The following is an 18,222-nucleotide window of genomic DNA, read 5'->3' as shown; positions in this document are numbered from 1 at the left end:
AGGGGAGCAGGATGAGTAATGTCATTGACTGGTGTGTTGGCGTATTGCTCGGGCTAGCCCGCTTCCTGCTGGCGGTACTGTTGCCGGCTTACCTCGAACACAGGCTGAATAAGCCTTGGATCGTGGTGATTCTGGTGATCTCGCTGCTGGGCATTACGCTGTATTCCTACTTTTATTGGTAGCCATTTACCCGGATGCGCCTGCGGCGTATCCGGGCTACCACTTTTAAGCCCCTCACCCCAATAGCCAGTTGAACAGCCCACCGCCCAACATCAGCCAGCCAAACAGCAGCCCGGCCAGTAGCAGTGGTTGCCAGCCGGTGGCGCGGATGGCGCTGGCGCGGGTGTCCAGCCCCAGCGCGGCCATGGCGGTGGCCAGCAGCAGGGTGGTGAGCTGCTGCAGCGGGGCCACCACGGCGGCCGGCAGCCAGCCGCTGCTGTTCAGCGCCACCATCGCCACAAAACCGAAGGCAAACCACGGGATGGTGATGCGGCCACGCTGGTTATCCGCCTGCGGCTGGCGGCGCTGCCACCAGGCGGCCAGCAGCAACAGGAACGGCGCCAGCATCATCACGCGCAGCATTTTGGTGAGCACGGCGGCGTTGGCTGCCTGGTCGCTTACCGCCTTGCCGGCGGCCACCACTTGCGCCACTTCGTGCAGGGTGGAGCCGGTCATGATGCCGTAGGCGGTATCGCTGACGCCCAGGCTGGCCAGCAGCGGGTAGGCCGCCGGGTACAGCAGCATGGCGACGCTGCCGAACAGCACTACGCCGGCCACTGCCAGGCTGGCGCGCTCGCCGCTGGCACGGATCACCGGCTGTGCCGCCATCACCGCGGCCGCACCGCAGATGGCGCTGCCGGCGCCGATCAGCACGCTGCTTTCGCGGTCCAGCCCCAGGCGCGGGCCGGCCCACAGCGCCAGCGCGAAGGTGCTGCCCAGTACGGCGGCGTCGATCAGCCACACGGTGGGGCCTAGCTGGCCCAGCTCGCCCAGCGTCAGGCGCAGGCCGAACAGCACGATGCCCGCACGCAGCAGCGTGGTTTTACAGAATGCGAGTGTGGCAGGGGCCGGCCGCGTATGGCGCGGGCCCAGGTTGGCCGCCAGCATGCCCAGCAGCATGGCCACGGTGAGGGCGGATACGCCGTGCTCTGCCAGCCACGGCAGGGTGGCCAGCCATAGCGAGGCCAGCGCCAGCGCGAGTGCCAGCAGCAGGCCGTGTTGCTTATCCAGAATTTTCATATCGTTATTACCTCCATGAATAAGCCAAGCTTAGTAGGCTGCTATTCAGTGGTAAAACAGATAATATGAATCGTACCAATCACTAAAACCGATTAATCATGGCACTAAAACTATCGCTGCGCGAACTGGAAGTGTTCGCCGCCGTGGCCGCTTGCGAGTCGGTGACCCGCGCCGCTGCCGAGGTGGCGCTGTCGCAATCGGCCGCCAGCCAGGCGCTGGCGCAGCTGGAGCTGGCGCTGGGCGTGCCCTTGTTCGACCGCATCGGCCGTGGCCTGCAGCTGAACGAACACGGCCGCACGCTATTGCCACGGGCGCGGGCGCTGCTGGACGAAGCCGCGGCGCTGCAGGATTTGTTTGGCGAGGCGGCGTTGTCGTTGCGGCTGGGGGCCAGTACCACCATTGCCAACTACCTGTTGCCGCAGCGGCTGGCCGCTTTGCGGCAACGTTGGCCGCAGTGTCGCGTCAGCCTGCAGGTGGCCAATACCCGCGACATCGTGGCGGCGGTGGCGGCGTTGCAAGCCGACTTCGGGCTGATCGAAGGCCCGTGCCACCACCCGGCGCTGCACAGCCAGCCGTGGCAGCAGGACGAGTTGCTGGTGTTCGCGGCGGCCAACCATCCGCTGGCCGGGCGGCAGGTGAGCCTGGCCGAGCTGGCGGCGGCGCCGTGGCTGCTGCGCGAGGCCGGTTCCGGCACTCGCGAGGAAGTGGAGCGCGTGTTGCTGCCGCACCTGGGCAGCCTGAATGTGGAAATGGAGCTGGGCGATTCCGAGGCCATCAAGCGTGCGGTGGCGGCCGGGCTGGGCGTGAGCTGCCTGTCACGCCGCGTGGTGGCGGAGCTATTGGACAGCGGCGCGCTGGTGCCATTACAGACCGCCTTGCCGCCGCTACAGCGCACCCTGTGGTGCGTCCGCCACCGCGACAAGGCGCCCGGCAGCAGCATGCGCGCCTTTCTGCAGCTGGATGACCTGCCGCCGGCTAGCGGCACCTAGCCGGCCAGCGTGCGCCACGCCATCAGCACGGCAAAGCCGATCAGCAGCACGCCGCACAGCTGGTTGATGCGGCGCTGCCCGGCCGGCCCCAGCCGCGCCAGCAAGCGCCCGCCGCCGTAGGCCAGCAGCAGCCACCACAACGCCGAGCCGGTAAACACGCCGGCCACCATCAGCGCCGCGTCGGCCGGCGTAGCGTGCTGGCCGCCGGCCAGGCTGGCAAATACCGCGATAAACGACAGGATGGTCATCGGGTTGCTCAGCGTCAGCCCCAATGCCGACAGGTAGGCTGCCAGCAGCCCGCCGCCTTCGCTGGCGCGGGCGGCATGGTTGGCCGCAGCGCGGCGCAGCGTGCCCACGCCCATGTACAGCAGCAACGCGCTACCGGCCAGCGCCAGCGGCGTGGCGATGGTGCTGAGGGTGTACAGCAGCGTGCCCATGCCGGCGGCGCCGGCGCTGGCGTACAGGCCGTCGGCGCTGGCGGCACCCAGGCCGGTAACAAAACCGGTGGCGGGGCCGCGGCGCAGCGTGCGCTCGATGCACAGCAGGCCGATAGGGCCGACCGGTGCGGCAATGGCCAGCCCGATGGCGGCCGCTTCCAGAAACAGGCTCATGGTGTTCTCCTTTGCTGCTGCATAGTGTGTCGTGGCGCGGTGCCGATGCCCATGCCGTGATGCAGGCGATGCGCTATGCTGGCTTAAGAAAATCAGGCCAAACGGCAGAAGGGCTTAACAAATGGAAGTAGATACCAAATCGTGGGCCATTCTGGCTGCGCTGCAGGACAATGCCCGCCAGTCGCTGACCGAGCTGGCGCAGGCGGTGGGGCTGTCGGTGCCGGCGGTGTCGGAGCGCGTCAAGCGGCTGGAAGAGGCGGGGGTGATACGCGGCTACCACGCGGTGGTGGCGCCGCTGAAGGCAGGGTATGCGCTGTCGGCGCTGGTGGGCATTACCGTGCCGCAGCCGGCCAAGAAAACGCTGCTGGACAGGTTGGCCGCCATGCCAGAGGTACAGGAGTGCCACCATGTTACCGGGGTGGATTCCTACGTGTTCCGCGTGCTGGCGCGCGACGTGCAGCATCTGGAGCTACTGGTGTCGCACCTGAACGATCTGGGCGAGACGCGCACCAGCATCATTCTGTCCACGCCGCTGTCGGCGCGGCCGGTGTGCCCGCCGCGTTAGGCGGTGGCGGCCGGGCAGCGTGGTGCCACACAAAACAGCAAGGCCCTGCCGCATGGCAGGGCCTTGTGCTTTGCGGCCAACCTTGGCCGCAGCCGCTTAATCAACGCGGATGTACGCCCAGCCCTTGGCTTTCATGCAGCTGCTGTACATGTCCTCGCGCTGCTCGGCGTTGGCGTCGTAGCTTTCACGGCGTTCCGGCTCCCAGTAGCCCGGCGTCCACGTGCACTGGTTGTTGGCCGCACAGATTTGCCGTGGCGGCTGGAACGACGCGGCGCGCGCCACACGTTCGCGCATGTCCGGCGGGAAGGCTTTGGCGGCCTCCTGCTTGCATGGGTAGCTCTCGGCGTCAAAGTTGCGGGTGCCGTCGCCGTGGCGCCACTGGTAGGTGGCGCAGCCGGCCAGCAGGCTGCACAGCAGCAGGGGAACGATGGCTTTCATCGCAGGCTCCTCAAACAGTTTGCGGCTGGCGTGCCGCCCAGCGGTATAGCGCGATACCGGCCACGATCATCGGCAGGCTCAGCCACTGGCCCATGCTGATCACGTCGGACTGGCCGAAGATGCCGGCGTCCGGGGTGCGGAAGTATTCGGCAATGAAGCGGAAGCTGCCGTAGCCGATCAGGAACACCGCCGACACCTGGCCCACCGGGCGGCGGCGCGCCGAGAACAGCCACAGGATGACGAACAGCGCCAGGCCTTCCAGCAGCGCCTGGTATAGCTGCGACGGGTGACGCGGCAGCATGTCTACGCGCGGGAAAATCATCGCCCACGGCAGGTCGGCCGGTGCCACGCGGCCCCACAATTCGCCATTGATGAAGTTGCCGATACGGCCTGCGGCCAACCCTGTGGGCACCAGCGGGGCGACAAAGTCGGCTACCTGCCAGAAGCGGCTGCCTTGCTTGCGCGCAAATAGCGCCATGGCCACCAGTACGCCGATAAAGCCGCCGTGGAAGCTCATGCCGCCTTTCCACACCATCAGGATTTCGGCCGGGTGTTGCAGGTAGTAGCCGGGCTGGTAAAACAGCACTTCGCCCAAGCGGCCACCGACAACGACACCCAGTACTGCCCAGGTGAGAAAGTCGTCCAGGTCCTTGGCGCTCCAGCCGCTCCATGGCTGGCTTTTCACGCGCAGATTGCCCAGCCACAGGAACAGGCCAAAGCCCAACAGGTACATCAGGCCGTACCAGTGCACGGCCAGCGGGCCCAGGTGGATGGCGACGGGGTCAAACTGAGGATGGATCAGCATTTGTCAGTAATGTGCGTTTGCGGTAAAAGGAAGATCTAAATTATACGGAAAGCGCCAGGTGGCGTCCCGACGCGATCATGACGGGATGGTGCCATTAACAGAAACTTCACGCACCCGGAAGTTCCTGCCAGCTGCTCACAGAAGCGGCGATGCGCGCAAACAGGACAAGATTCAGGCTGTGCCCATGTGGCGCAGGCAAAGAGACCCAAAGGATAAAGCCATGCCGCAATACCGCTCCAAGACCTCTACCGCAGGCCGTAACATGGCCGGTGCCCGTGCGCTGTGGCGCGCCACCGGCATGAAGGACGAAGACTTCCAGAAGCCCATCATCGCCATTGCCAACAGCTTCACCCAGTTCGTGCCCGGCCACGTACACCTGCACAATATGGGCCAGCTGGTGGCGCGCGAGATCGAACGTGCCGGTGGCGTCGCCAAAGAGTTCAATACCATCGCCGTGGACGACGGCATCGCCATGGGCCACGGCGGCATGTTGTACAGCCTGCCCAGCCGAGACCTGATCGCCGACAGCGTGGAGTACATGGTAAACGCCCACTGTGCCGACGCGCTGGTGTGTATCTCCAACTGCGACAAGATCACCCCCGGCATGCTGATGGCTGCGCTGCGCCTCAACATCCCGGTGGTATTTGTGTCCGGCGGCCCGATGGAAGCCGGCAAAGTGCAGTGGGGCAACGACATCCGCAAGCTGGACCTGGTAGACGCCATGGTGGAAGCGGCCAACAGTGCCGTGTCCGACGCCGATGTGGACAAGGTAGAGCGCAGCGCCTGCCCGACCTGTGGTTCCTGTTCCGGCATGTTTACCGCCAACTCGATGAACTGCCTGACCGAGGCGCTGGGCTTGAGTCTACCGGGCAACGGCAGCCTGCTGGCCACCCACGCCGACCGCAAGGAGCTGTTCCTGAAAGCCGGCCGCCTGATCGTGGAGATCACCAAGCGCCACTACGAGCAGGACGATTACAGCGTACTGCCGCGCAGCATTGCCACCAAGGCCGCGTTCGAGAACGCCATGAGCCTGGACGTGGCCATGGGCGGCTCCACCAATACCGTGCTGCACCTGCTGGCCGCTGCCAGCGAAGCCGGTGTGGATTTCAAGATGGCCGACATCGACCGCATCTCGCGTAGCGTGCCGTGCCTGTCCAAGGTGGCGCCGGCCACGCAGAAGTACCACATGGAAGACGTGCACCGTGCCGGTGGCGTGATCGCCATTCTGGCCGAGCTGGACCGCGCCGGCCTGATCCAGCGCGACGTGCCTACCGTGCACAGCGCCAGCATGGGCGCCGGTATCGAGGACTGGGACGTAATGCGCCACGGCCCGGACAGCGAGCCGCACCGCTTCTACCGCGCGGCGCCAGGTGGCGTGCCTACCACCATCGCCTTCAGCCAGAGCATGCGCTACCCGACGCTGGACGACGACCGCGCGCAAGGCTGCATCCGCGACAAGGCCAACGCCTACTCGCAGGACGGCGGCCTGGCCGTGCTGTACGGCAATATCGCCGAGCGCGGTTGCATTGTGAAAACTGCTGGCGTGGACGATTCCATCCTCAAGTTCACCGGCCGCGCCCGCGTGTTTGAAAGCCAGGACGACGCCGTGGCAGCGATCCTCGCCGACCAGGTAGTGGCCGGCGACGTAGTCGTCATCCGCTACGAAGGCCCGAAAGGCGGCCCCGGCATGCAGGAAATGCTGTACCCCACCAGCTACCTGAAATCCAAAGGCCTGGGCAAGGCCTGCGCGCTGCTGACCGACGGCCGCTTCTCGGGCGGTACCTCCGGCCTGTCCATCGGCCACGTGTCGCCAGAAGCTGCCGAAGGCGGCGCCATCGGCCTGGTGGAAGAGGGCGATACCATCGAGATCGACATCCCCAACCGTGGTATCCAGCTGGCCGTCAGCGCTGAAACGTTGGCCGCACGCCGCGTCGCGCAGGAGGCGCGTGGTACGCAGGCCTGGAAGCCGCTGGAGCGCCAGCGCGTGGTGAGCCCGGCGCTGCGCGCCTACGCCGCCATGACCACCAGCGCCGATACCGGCGCGGTGCGTGATGTGTCGCAGGTGGAGCGCAAGTAAGTATCAGCGCGCTGTATGACTGCGGGTAACTAGCCTGCTTTGCCGTGCCAAAGACAAACCCCGCTAGCAGTATTTGCGGGGTTTGTCTTGTCTGCGGCTGGGTAGGTGAGACCTCCTGGCAAGCAGTACCATTACTGTGCCGTGGTGGTAGCCAGAGGGTGTTGCAAGGGTGGTGCCCTGTTGCGGGCGGGTACCTGTTGAGCCTAGTGCGCCGCTGGCTGTGGTGTGGCGGCATGTGCCACCGTCATCCCCATCTACCCAGAACGGATGTTGATGCTGGTGAGTGCGGTATCCGCCCAGCTCCCACTGCACGTGTACGCCATGCGTTCCACGCCATGGCGCCGCCGCCTACCCAGCCAGCGCTATGGGGCAGGCGGGCGACTGGGTAGCCAGTCTGCTAGTATCTGCTTGGCAAGGTTTGCTTTTGAGTACCGGCAAAGGCCACCACGCTTTTGGCCGGGAGGACGCAGCGCTATAGCTTGTTTGCGGATGCACAGTTTTGCCATGTGCTTGCCGCAAATGGCTGATGGCTGAGGGACTTCTTGTTATGCTTGCGGATGGCCATCAGCCTGGCCCGCAGAGTGTGCCCGTACCTGATTTGATTTCTTGTGATCGTTCTCGTCCGCTACGTTGGTATCAATTGTGGCTATACGATTTTAATGAATAGCTGTTATAGGGCAATATAAATACGGTAGGGAAATGGTGTGGGAGCGAGCATCGGAGTGGCGGTAACCATGGTTGGTGGTGGTTTTTTTATTTAAGATAGGCCTGGCTGTGAATTGGCAGGCTATAATTTATTATTCCGGTACTTTGGTTGTATTCAAATCAAAAGAGTTTTGGCTTGTTTTGGGGTGGTGTTTAAAATGCGAATATTATTCAATGGTTTTAAATATTTAATAGTGGCGTGCCAGATACTGCCTGCGGCAGCGTTGGTGGTCCCCAATCTGCCTATGGTAGGTGCCTCTGTTTCGCAGCCACCACTGAACGTACTGGTCGTTGGCCGCGATCGCAATATGTTCGTTGAAGCCTACAACGATGCTACCGACCTGGACGACGATGGTGTGTACGACGTGGAGTTCAAGCCGTCCATCGATTACTACGGCTACTTCAACAGTAACGTCTGCTATGCCTACTCCACCACCAACAGCCGTTTCGAGGCAATGCAGTACACCGCCGACAAGAAATGCGGCGGCAGCTACTGGTCTGGCAACCTGCTGAATTATGTGGCCATGTCGCGTGCAGATGTGCTGCGCAAGTCACTGTATGGTGGCCAGCGTGAGGGTAGCACGGCTGTGCTGGTACGCTCCCGTGTGCCACGTGATGCCCATGCCTGGGGCAAGCAGCTTACCGCCGACTTGTCAGGCCAGGGCAGCCTGCTGGATTACGTGCCATCCGCCTTCAAGCTTGGCACGTTGGCTTACTGTAACGATTCCGGTAACAGCAACTTGTGTGTCAGCGCGTCAGGGGCCAGCAATACCATCAAGAGCCGGCTGGACCTGGGGCATACGCTGGTGTTCGCCAATGCCGATGACGGCTCGACGCCCGTCATCAAGGTGGCGTCGGCCAGCAGTGGTATGGACATTACCCAGTGGGTCAGTAGTGAAACCAACGGCAACCTCAACAACAACCGCTTCACCGATATGGTGGGTATGACAGCCAAGGTAGTGTCGTGCACCAGCTATGACCTGCAGGCCGCCGTGGCATTGGGCCGGAATGCCAACTGCCGCTTGTACGGCAGTATCTACAAGCCTACCGGTCTGCTGCACAAATACAGTGTGGACAACAATATGGAGTTCGCACTGTTTACCAGTATTTATGCCAGCCCCAAGAGCGGTGCTGCCCTGCGCGTGGGCATGCGCCGTTTTGCCAGCGAGATCGATGCTAATGGCGACTTTGCCGCCGGCGGCATCGTCAAGACGCTGGACGCGTTGATGATCTATAAGCCCAATAGCGGCGGTTACAACAGTGGTGGGGATGGTAACTGGGGCAACCCGCTGGCCGAGATGTATTACGAGGCGCTGCGCTATTACGCCGGCAAGAGTGGCCCGACTTACTTCACGGCAGGCAGCAGCAGCACCATCGACAAGAACAATATCGGCATCAATTTCCTGGAAAACTGGTCCAGCTACAAACCGTACGCCGGCAAGTACTGGTGCTCCAAGCCGTTCATTACCGTGGTCAGCGATGCGGTATCGTCGTTTGACAGCAAACTGCCTGGCTCGCCGTTCGAAAGCATGGCGACCGAGTCCGGCATGAGTGATCTTGACGTGAACACCCTGGCCAGCACCCTGTGGAACAAGGAATTTGCCGGTGCGATGAAAACCATCATGATCGGCCAGGTCAACGGCAGCAGTAGCAGCGTGGGCTTGCCTACCGGCAAGTCGGCCAGCTCGTTCAACGTGCGTGGCATTTCGCCGGAAGAGCCTACCCGCCAGGGCGGTTTCTATGGTGCCATGGCTGCCTACTACGCCCGAACCAAGCCATTGGTGGACGTGGCGGTGCCGGCCGGCAAAAGCAAGCCTGCCATTCGTACCTTTGCCATCGCCCTGTCCAACTCTTTGCCCAGGGTCGAGCTGAAGTTCCCCCAGCAGACGGTGAACTTCATTCCGTATGCACGTTCCGACGCTAATACGATGTCCATCGTGGATTACTACCTGTTCAAGAGTGACAGTAGCTGCGCCTGGCCCAATTGCTATCGCTTCCGGGTGAATTTCGAGAACTCCGAAGACGGTAGCGACTGGGACGTCGACCACATAGTGGATTACCGCATCAGCAAAGACAGTAGCAGTACGGTGCGCGTCAAGGTGGATACCTTCTACGCGGCCAACGGCGCGCAGACTTACGCCGGCTTCATCATTTCCGGTGTCAGCCCGCTCAGCGGCGCCACCGATGGCAACAAGGGTGGCCCTTACCTGGTGATACGAGAAAAGGAAAATGAACCGTATGCACAGGATTTCAATGGCTATAAAGGCACCAGTAACGAGTGCATTGCTACCAGCCAGCCTTACTATGGCCTGCTGTACGGCCTGTATAACAGCCCGCGCCGCAGCAATTGCCTTATTCTGCCGGAAAATTTCGACCGCGTTTTCACCGTCAGCAATGGCGCGGCCACGGTTGAGCAGCTGCAGTCGCCGCTATGGTATATGGCCAAGTATGGTGGCTACACCGATGCCAAGACGGGCAGCGACCCTAATGCACTGCTGGACAACAGCCAGTGGGACGCCGACGGCGACGGTACGCCGGATGCTTATGCTTCCGCTACCAACCCCTTGAGGCTGGAGCAGCAGCTAGACCGCATCTTCAATACTATCCAGCAGCAGGCGCCGTTTCTGGTACCGGCCGTGGGTAGTGGCAGCAAGCTGGAAACCGACACTGCAGAATATACTGGCGGCTACGACTCTGCCGACTGGTCGGGTAGCCTGATCGCCAGGAAGTACGATGCGACGCAGAAGAAGTTTGCCACCACACTGTGGTCGGCGGCCGAATTGCTGCCGGCCAGTGGCAGCCGGCAGATTATTGCCGGGGTCAGCCATAGCACGGTAAAAGCGATTCCGTTTACGGTAGACAGCCTGGGCTTGCCAGCCTATAACCTGCTGCCGTCACTGCGTGAAAGCTTTGAGACAAGCAGCGTGGCCACCAATCGCGTCGATTACCTGCGCGGGAGTGCCAGCAATGAAGGCACTACCACCGGCAAGTTCCGCGTGCGTAGCCGTACCAAGCTGGGCGACATCCTGCATTCCCGTGGCGCCTACGTTCCCGCGCCGGTTAGCGGCTTTCGCAGCGATAGCAGCTACACCAGTTTTTACAACAACAACAAAGCCCGAGCCCCCATGCTGTACGTGGGCGCCAATGATGGCATGCTGCATGGCTTTGATGCTGCCAGCGGGGTAGAGCGCTTTGCCTTCATTCCCAAGGTGTTTTTGTCGTCCACTGTGGGGCAGTCGCCATTGATCGACCTGACCGAGCAGGGCTATAGCCACCGCTACTTTGTCGATGGCCAGCTGCACAGCAGTGCTGCCTGGGCCGATAGCAGCTGGAAAACCTTGCTGGCGGGAGGTTTGCGTGGCGGGGGGCGCAGCCTGTTCTTGCTGGATGTCACCACGCCTGGCAACCTGCAGGAGAGCAAGGCCAACGACGTGGTGCAGTGGGAGTTTACTTCGTCGAACGATAGCGACCTGGGTCTGACTTTTGCCCAGCCGCAGATACTGCAGCTGAATGATGGCAATTGGTACGTGGTCTCGCCCAATGGCTACAACAGCAGTGCAGGCAAGGCAGCCATGTTCTTCCTGCCCGTCAATGCGCGCAGTAGCTGGGCTGCGGCCAACTACAAGAAAATGGTGGTGGAAGACACCAGCGGTGCCAACGGGCTTTCCGATTTCTCGTATTACGACCTTAATAAGGACGGCAAGGTAGACCTGATTTACGCTGGCGACCTCAAGGGCAATATCTGGCGTTTTAATGTCAGCAATAGCGACAAGGATCAATGGAGTGCGAGCAGTATCTTTGTGGCTACTGGCCCGGATGGTAAGGCACAGCCGGTGATCCTGGCGCCACAGTTGTCACAACACCCTACACTCAGCCTGACCCGCACGGCTAGCAAGCCGAACCTGGTGCTGACGTTTTCCGGTGGCAAGTTCCTGGAATCCTGCGATAAGGACGCTGCAGGTTGTACCGGCGAGTCCACTACCCGTAGCGTATACAGCATCTGGGACTTTGGCGGCAATATCTGCAACCGTAGCGAGTTGGCTGCGGTAGGTGTTGAGCACTTTCCTGCTACCACCATGCCGAAAACCCGGCACGTGTTTGACTATGGCACGCTGACGTATCCCGGTTCTGCGTTAAACAATGCGGCTTGTGTCACCAGTGGCGATCGTACGCTACTCAGTGTCGACGGCCAGACCTCGTATAGTCTGTCCAGTTACAAGCTGGGTTTCTATATTGATCTGGAATTGCCGCTGGAAAACGTGGTGAACCTGGAGGTGTTCGGCAAAACCCGAGTCATCTTTGAAACCGACTACCGCAAATCGGGTACCGATGCCTGCGAGTCCGAGTACGTCACCTATCCATACGATAACTTCAGCCTTACCGGCAAACCTCTGCTTGGGGTAATCAACCCGCCAGCCACTGCCGAGGTGGACGCACTGGTGGCCCAGCTGATCGCCCGCGGGTACACCGAAGCCAAGGCGCGCCAGTTGGCCAGCGGTATTGGCGGCCCCGGTAGCCTGTCACTGGCGGGTTCTTATGGTTTGCTTCGCCGTAATACCTTCAAGCAGGGTAACAAGTGCTACCTGAGCTATAACGGCAACGTGATCGGTCCGGTTGCTTGCGGCTCTTCGCGTGTTATCACGCGGGTTAGCTGGCGTGAGGTCATCAGTGACTAATGGTTGCTAATAACCGCTTTTCACTTTATTCGCGGTGCCCCGGGTCGGTATTTCTGGCTCTGCCCTGAATGGCGTCTTTGCCTGCCACCGCTTGCGGTGGCATATGTAGTAAGCCATAAGCAAGTGGCAAAAAAGGACAGCCCTCGTTGTAAAACGGGGCTGTCCTTAGTGTATGTGCTACCGCATGCTGCGATCAGTCTTGGGCACTATTTTTGCCGCTTGTTGACATGCTGCCGGAGCCGTGCCCGGCCTAAGGGTCATGGCCGCTTTTCAGTATTGGCTGCCATGTGGTACGTGGCGTGTTGCGGTTTGCCATCAGTTTCCAGTCTTGCCTCTTGCTGGCCCTTTGTCTGTGCAGGGGCATTCATCTAGTTAAAATCAGGACGGTGTGAAACCCTGGCACCAGGGTGTCGGAATTTTTATTCTTTACGGTATGGTTTATAAAAAGTCTGTATTACATAGGTTTTTTAATGGGAGTGGTGCCAGCTTTATGGTTTGACAGTATTTTATCGATGATTTACCGAGAAGAGCAGTTGTCAGTATTTTCTTATATTTTTGCAATTTCATTCTATAAGTATTTTCAATTTATATTTTATCGACTACGATAAAAGCATCTTGGCATGCTTGCATGCATTTTATCGAGCTAGATATGTCAATGTCTTTTATAAGGTTGAAGTTTGCTGCCGTTTGCATGCTGGTGGGTTCTGCTCACGCTATTGTACCGTCCAGTTCGTCACCACTAGCCGGTACGGGCGATACCGACGGCCCGAATGTACTGCTGGCACTGTCCATCGAGTTTCCTACTGCCGGCTGGGCTTATCAGACTGACTACACTACCAGTAGCGAGTATCTGGGTTATTTCGACTCAGGCCTGTGCTATAGCTATGTCACCAATGACACTGCTGCGGGGGTGAACTATTTCAACCCGGTAAGCAAGGTAAACAGTAGTACCTATCGTACGTGCAACGATGGCTACTGGTCGGGTAACTTCCTGAACTGGGCGACCGGTACGGCTACCGATATCTTCCGCAAAACCCTGACCGGCGGTTACCGTGTGAAAGAAATCACCGGCAAGACGATTTTGCGTTTTTCTCGTCACGGTTATGGTGATGCTTCGCGTAGCTATGGTGATTTTCGTGGTTACCTGCCTTTGCTATCCGGGCATAGCAGCACTAACAGCTATCAAAGCATGGGGACTACGCTGGCGCGCCCCAGTGCCAACCCGTTTTCTTTGAACCTTACCCGTACTTACCAGCGCTGGAGCGGTAGCCGATGGCAGTCGTTCAGCGACACCACGCTTTACGACTTGAATGTGCGCGCTTGCGTGCAGTCCGGCAGCTTTGCCATGGGTAGTAACTGCACGCTGTATACGCCGTCTACCGGCGTGGTGGATTACAAGCCGGAAGGTTTGATCCAGAAGTATGCAAAAACCATGCGGGTAGGGGTGTTCAGCTATTTGCTGGATAGCAGTTACGATCGTGACGGTGGGGTATTGCGCGCGCGGCTGAAATATCCGGGCTGCTACCAGACCGTGACCACCAATGGCGGCAATACCATTGAACTGGGGCGCGAGTGGGACCCGAAAACCGGTGCTTTCTACACCAACCCCGACCCCACCGATGCGACCAATAGCAGTGTCAGTAATAGCGGCGTAGTGAACTATCTGAACCGCTTTGGCGAGGGGGGCTACAAGTCTTACGACCCGGCAGCCGAGCTGTACTACGCTGCCCAGCGCTACTTGCGTAACAAGGGCAACCTCAGCGCCTACACCAACATCACCAACAATAGCCAGAAAGACAGCTTTCCGGTCATCACCGACTGGGACGACCCGCTCAAGAGCTCCGACCAGAACAACTTCATCATCTACCTGGGTGATGTCAACGTACACGGCGATGTGGACTTGCCAGGCTCTACCTGGGGTACCCCTAGAAAACCAAGCGATGATACTGACCTGAATGTCAGTACCTTGCTCAGCACTGTTCGCAACGGCGGCACCGACAATATCGGTTCTACCAATTCCCCAGGCTATATTGCCGCGCTGGCGTACTGGGGCAATGTGTTTGATATCCGCAGCGACAAATCCGGCGAGCAGCACGTCAAAGCATTCATGATCGACGTGGTGGAAAGCGGCTCGTACAAAACAGAAACCACCAACTCGTTTTACCTGGCGGCCAAGTGGGGGGGCTTCGAAGATAACGACGGCAGCAAAACACCTAACGTAAAGTCGGAATGGTCCAGCGATCTGCAAACCATCAGCGCGTTTCCCAACGGCGTGCCGGACAACTACGCCCCCGCCAACAACCCGGAAGCCCTGGTAAAAGCGCTGAACCGTGCCTTCAGCTACGCCGCCCTGGCAGTGAAACCGTCGCTGTCTGGCCTGGCGGTGTCATCCGGCACCAATAATGTCAACAATGGCAGCCATATGTTTCGCACCACCTTCGAGCGCTCGTCCACCGACAGCACCGATTGGTATGGTGATGTAGAGGCGTACAAGGTAACGCTTACCAATAATGTGCTCAACACAAGCTCTCTTTCCCTGGACTGGAGCACCAAGGCCAAGCTGGAAGCGCAGCTGGGCACCACGGCCAGCGGCCGCAATATCTACGCCTATAACAAGACCAATGAAACAGGCATCAGCTTTAGTAGCGCCAGCAGCTATCTGCAGGGCGAGACCGGCATGAATGCCAATGGCCTGGCCTACCTGATGGGCGACAATACCAACGCCGGTAATAACGGCAGCAAGGCATACCGTACCCGAAGCGCCCGCCTGGGGCCCATCGAGCTGGCCAAGGTTGCCTTTGGCGGGGCACCGGTAGACATCAGCGGTTGTGGTACGTTTTCGGCAACGGCAAAAGCACGGCCGTCCATTTACGCCGTACCGGCCAATGACGGTTTCCTGCATATTTTCAATTATGGCGACAAGGTCAAGGCAGATCAGGGCAAAGAGCTGTTTGCTTTCATGCCTTCTGCCGTGTACCCGCAGGCAGCCAAGTTGGCCGCAAAAGACTACGAGTACGTACGGCTGCATGATGGTAGCCCGGTGATCAAGGACGTCTGCCTGAATAACCAGGCAGCCACCCTGCTGATTGGTGCGTCGGGCCGCGGGGTTACCAAGGCAGACGGCTACGGCAGCAGCAGTATCTATGCCATTGACGTCACCACTCCCACCAGCATGAATGCGGCCAGCGTACGCTGGGAGTTCTCCTCGGCCAATGACAGCACGCTGGGCAATATGATGACGCTGCCCAAACTGGTAAAGCTGAATAATGGCCGCTGGGCGGCAGTGCTGGGCAACGGCATCAACCAGACGGGTACCAATGCGGGCGTATTCCTGCTGATGCTGGACAAGCCCGCCGGGCAGGCCTGGGTACTGAATGACAATTACTTCAAGCTAACGGTGGCACCCTCTACCACCCCGCTGTATGTGCCCAACGGTATTACCGATGTCAGCACTTATGACGACGATGGCAATGGCACCGTGGACTACCTCTACGCCGGCGACCTGAACGGTAATGTGTGGAAGTTCGATATCAGCGCCGCCGCGCCCACCAGCTGGAACGTGGCACTGGGTGCCACCCCGCTGTTTACCGCCTACACCATGAGCGGTACCACGCTGGGCAGCCGCCAGCCCATTACTGCCGCCCCTGTGCTGATGAAGACCACGGCTGGCCAGAAGGTCGTGGTGTTTGGTACCGGTATCAATTACGACGAGCAAGACCGGGCCTCTACCGGCCATGCCATTTATGGCATTTACGATAACGGCGTTGCCGTGGGTGACCCGCGTAGCTTGTTGGCGCACAGCGCGCCATCGTCTGATTCCGGCTACTCGCGCACCTCTACCAGCAGCATGACAGTCAACCAGAAGGGGTGGTATATCCCGCTCACCACCAACGAGCAGGTGGTTTCGTCACCGTTTTATCTGTCGGTACTGAAAAGCGATATGGTGGTGGTGGATAGCATCCGTCTGCGCCAGGAGTGCTCCACCGCCGGCGAAGCATCGTTCCGTACCATCGTCAGCCTCAGTAATGGCACAGCGCCCGACAAGCCACTGATGGACACCGATGGCGATGGCCGGGTCACCAGCCGCGACAGCAAGGCAAACCGGCAATCGCTGTCTACCGGCGTGAATTATGGTGGCTCTTTGCTGGTAACACTCGCCGGCAACAAAAACAAGCTGGTGCTATGCAATACCGGTGTCAGCGGTACCATTGAATGTAATCAGCTAGGCTCATCCAGCCGGGTAGTCAGCCGCGTCAGCTGGCGCGAGATTATTACCCCGTAAGCAGCACGGCCGGCAGCCATCTGCCAATGCGGCCAACCTTTTCACAGGTTTGGGGAATGATTGGATAATTCTTCCCCCGCAAACCCTTGCCCAATCAGGCAAAGGACCTGTCAGTGTTGAGCGGAAGCAGCCAACAAAAAAAGACAGCATCCGGTGTGAACCGGTGCTGTCCTCAGTTTTTGGCTTTAGCGTTTAGCTGCCGCTTTGGTGTTTACTCAGCCTGTTCGCTGTCAGTGTCACCCTCGGCCTGGCGGGCTTCGAAAGCGGCGCGCTTTTCCGCGTTGGCCGCAGTGCGGGCCTGGAACTCGGCGGTGCGGGCGGCTTTGGCGGCCTGCTTTTCGGCTTTTTCGATGGCGCGCAGCTCGGCCAGCTGGATTTCACGCACTTCGCGGGCAGCAATGGCGATAGCACGGGCGGCGTCGCGCTCGGCTTCTTCGCGTGCTTCCATTTCCGCCACTTCGGCGTGGGTCATGCACGGGCTGGTTTTTTCGAACCAGGCGATGGATTCCACGTGGCCGGTGTGCGGGAACATGTTCACGATGCCGGCCGATTTCAGCGTGTAGCCTTTGGTGTGCACCAGAATGCCGGCGTCGCGTGCCAGGGTGGACGGGTTGCACGATACGTACACCAGGCGCTGCGGGGCGGTTTCTTCGGTAAAGGCTTTTACCAGCTGGATGGCACCGTCGCGTGGCGGGTCGATCAGCATTTTGTCGAATTTGCCCAGCGCCGCCAGCGATTCTTCGGTCACGTCGAACAGGTTGGCCATCTCGTAGCTCACCTTGTCTTGCAGGCCATTGTGGGTGGCGTTTTCTACCGCACGTTTTACCAGCGCCTGGCTGCCTTCCATACCGTGTACGGTGGCGCCACTACGGGCGATAGGCAGGGTGAAGTTGCCGATGCCGCAGAACATGTCGGCGATGCGTTCGCCGGCTTGCGGGTCCAGCAGGCGCAGGGCGCGGGCGACCATCACGTTGTTGATGTCCGGATTGACCTGGGTGAACTCGGTGGGGTAGTACGGCATTTCCACGTTGAAGTCTGCCAGGCGGTAGGTCAGGCGTGGCGCGTCCAGCGGGTAGATGGGGTAGCAGGTTTCCGGGCCTTTGGGCTGCAGCCACATTTGCAGCGGGCGGCCTGGCTGGCTGTATTGGTCGGAAAAGCCTTTCAGGATGGCGACGTCGGCGTCGGTGATGGCGTCCATATTGCGGAACACCAGGATATCCACGTCCGAGCCCACGGCGACTTCTACCTGCGGCATGCGGTTATTGATGGACAGCTGGTAAATCATCTGGCGCAGCGGGGTAATCAGCGCCGAGATGTGCTTGGGCAGAATGTGGCACTCGTTCATGTCGGCGATGAAGCTGGAGCGCTTTTCGTGGAAACCTACCAGTACGCCACCTTTTTTCTCTACCAGGCGGGCAGACAGGCGGGCGCGGTGGCGGTAGCCCCAGGCCGGGCCGGCGATAGGGGTCATCACCACTTGCGGGCGCACCTTGCCGATGCGGGCCAGGTTGTCTTCCAGTACGCGCTGCTTGATGGCAACCTGGGCGGTAAACTCGACGTGCTGCATGGAGCAACCACCGCATACGCCATAGTGCGGACAGGATGGCTGGGTGCGCATGTAGCTGTCTTTCAACACATCGACCGCTACTGCGTTCTCGTAGCTGGGTTTTTTACGGAAGCTGCTGTAAGTAACAACTTCGTAAGGCAGTGCGCCTTCGATAAATATTGTCTTGCCTTCGACGTGGGCAACACCACGTCCTTCATGGTCCAGGGATTCGATCTGGGCGATTTGTTGCTGTTGAGTCATTGTTTTTTAAAGTCAAAATGCGTTGGCA

The 18,222-nt window shown here is 60.0% G+C and carries 11 protein-coding genes; 6 read left to right on the top strand and 5 right to left on the bottom strand.

Annotated elements, in window-relative coordinates:
- Positions 1 to 11 precede the first annotated feature (11 nt).
- On the top strand, positions 12 to 182 hold the full coding sequence (locus PQU95_RS04575) for a hypothetical protein (RefSeq protein ID WP_272750900.1): 171 nt from the start codon (positions 12 to 14) through the stop codon (positions 180 to 182).
- 52 nt (positions 183 to 234) lie between these two features.
- Here the strand turns inward: PQU95_RS04575 and PQU95_RS04570 are convergent, their stop codons facing one another.
- Positions 235 to 1,239, bottom strand: coding sequence for a YeiH family protein (locus tag PQU95_RS04570; RefSeq protein ID WP_272750899.1), 1,005 nt, complete (start codon positions 1,237 to 1,239; stop codon positions 235 to 237).
- 98 nt (positions 1,240 to 1,337) lie between these two features.
- On the opposite strand from PQU95_RS04570, the gene PQU95_RS04565 reads away from it, so the two are divergent.
- Complete coding sequence (locus tag PQU95_RS04565; RefSeq protein ID WP_272750898.1) at positions 1,338 to 2,228, top strand: LysR family transcriptional regulator; 891 nt, start codon at positions 1,338 to 1,340, stop codon at positions 2,226 to 2,228.
- Here PQU95_RS04565 and PQU95_RS04560 read toward each other — a convergent pair.
- Positions 2,225 to 2,839, bottom strand: a complete 615-nt coding sequence (locus PQU95_RS04560; RefSeq protein ID WP_272750897.1) for a LysE family translocator — start codon at positions 2,837 to 2,839, stop codon at positions 2,225 to 2,227. The two genes, PQU95_RS04565 and PQU95_RS04560, sit on opposite strands and share 4 nt — an antisense overlap.
- Positions 2,840 to 2,960: 121 nt before the next feature.
- Here PQU95_RS04560 and PQU95_RS04555 point away from each other — a divergent pair, with 121 nt between their 5' ends.
- Entirely contained in the window at positions 2,961 to 3,404 is a 444-nt protein-coding gene (locus PQU95_RS04555; RefSeq protein WP_272750896.1) for an Lrp/AsnC family transcriptional regulator, read from the top strand.
- 96 nt (positions 3,405 to 3,500) lie between these two features.
- On the opposite strand, the gene PQU95_RS04550 is transcribed toward PQU95_RS04555, so the two are convergent.
- On the bottom strand, positions 3,501 to 3,842 hold the full coding sequence (locus tag PQU95_RS04550) for a hypothetical protein (RefSeq protein WP_272750895.1): 342 nt from the start codon (positions 3,840 to 3,842) through the stop codon (positions 3,501 to 3,503).
- A gap of 10 nt (positions 3,843 to 3,852) precedes the next feature.
- Positions 3,853 to 4,647, bottom strand: coding sequence for a prolipoprotein diacylglyceryl transferase (lgt, locus tag PQU95_RS04545; protein WP_272750894.1), 795 nt, complete (start codon positions 4,645 to 4,647; stop codon positions 3,853 to 3,855).
- A gap of 220 nt (positions 4,648 to 4,867) precedes the next feature.
- Here lgt and ilvD point away from each other — a divergent pair, with 220 nt between their 5' ends.
- From ilvD to PQU95_RS04530, 3 genes are all read left to right on the top strand, one after another.
- Entirely contained in the window at positions 4,868 to 6,724 is a 1,857-nt protein-coding gene (gene ilvD / locus PQU95_RS04540; RefSeq protein WP_272750893.1) for a dihydroxy-acid dehydratase, read from the top strand.
- 950 nt (positions 6,725 to 7,674) lie between these two features.
- Positions 7,675 to 12,105 (top strand): pilus assembly protein, encoded by a 4,431-nt coding sequence (locus PQU95_RS04535; RefSeq protein ID WP_272750892.1) that lies wholly within the window; start codon positions 7,675 to 7,677, stop codon positions 12,103 to 12,105.
- 649 nt (positions 12,106 to 12,754) lie between these two features.
- On the top strand, positions 12,755 to 16,387 hold the full coding sequence (locus PQU95_RS04530; RefSeq protein ID WP_272750891.1) for a pilus assembly protein: 3,633 nt from the start codon (positions 12,755 to 12,757) through the stop codon (positions 16,385 to 16,387).
- A gap of 211 nt (positions 16,388 to 16,598) precedes the next feature.
- Here the strand turns inward: PQU95_RS04530 and rlmD are convergent, their stop codons facing one another.
- On the bottom strand, positions 16,599 to 18,194 hold the full coding sequence (rlmD, locus tag PQU95_RS04525; RefSeq protein ID WP_272750890.1) for a 23S rRNA (uracil(1939)-C(5))-methyltransferase RlmD: 1,596 nt from the start codon (positions 18,192 to 18,194) through the stop codon (positions 16,599 to 16,601).
- Positions 18,195 to 18,222 lie beyond the last annotated feature (28 nt).

Source organism: Vogesella aquatica (assembly GCF_028548455.1).
GTDB classification, from domain to species: Bacteria; Pseudomonadota; Gammaproteobacteria; order Burkholderiales; family Chromobacteriaceae; genus Vogesella; species Vogesella aquatica.
Note: the sequence above shows the minus strand (reverse complement) of the source record. Positions and strands in the feature narration are given on the sequence as shown.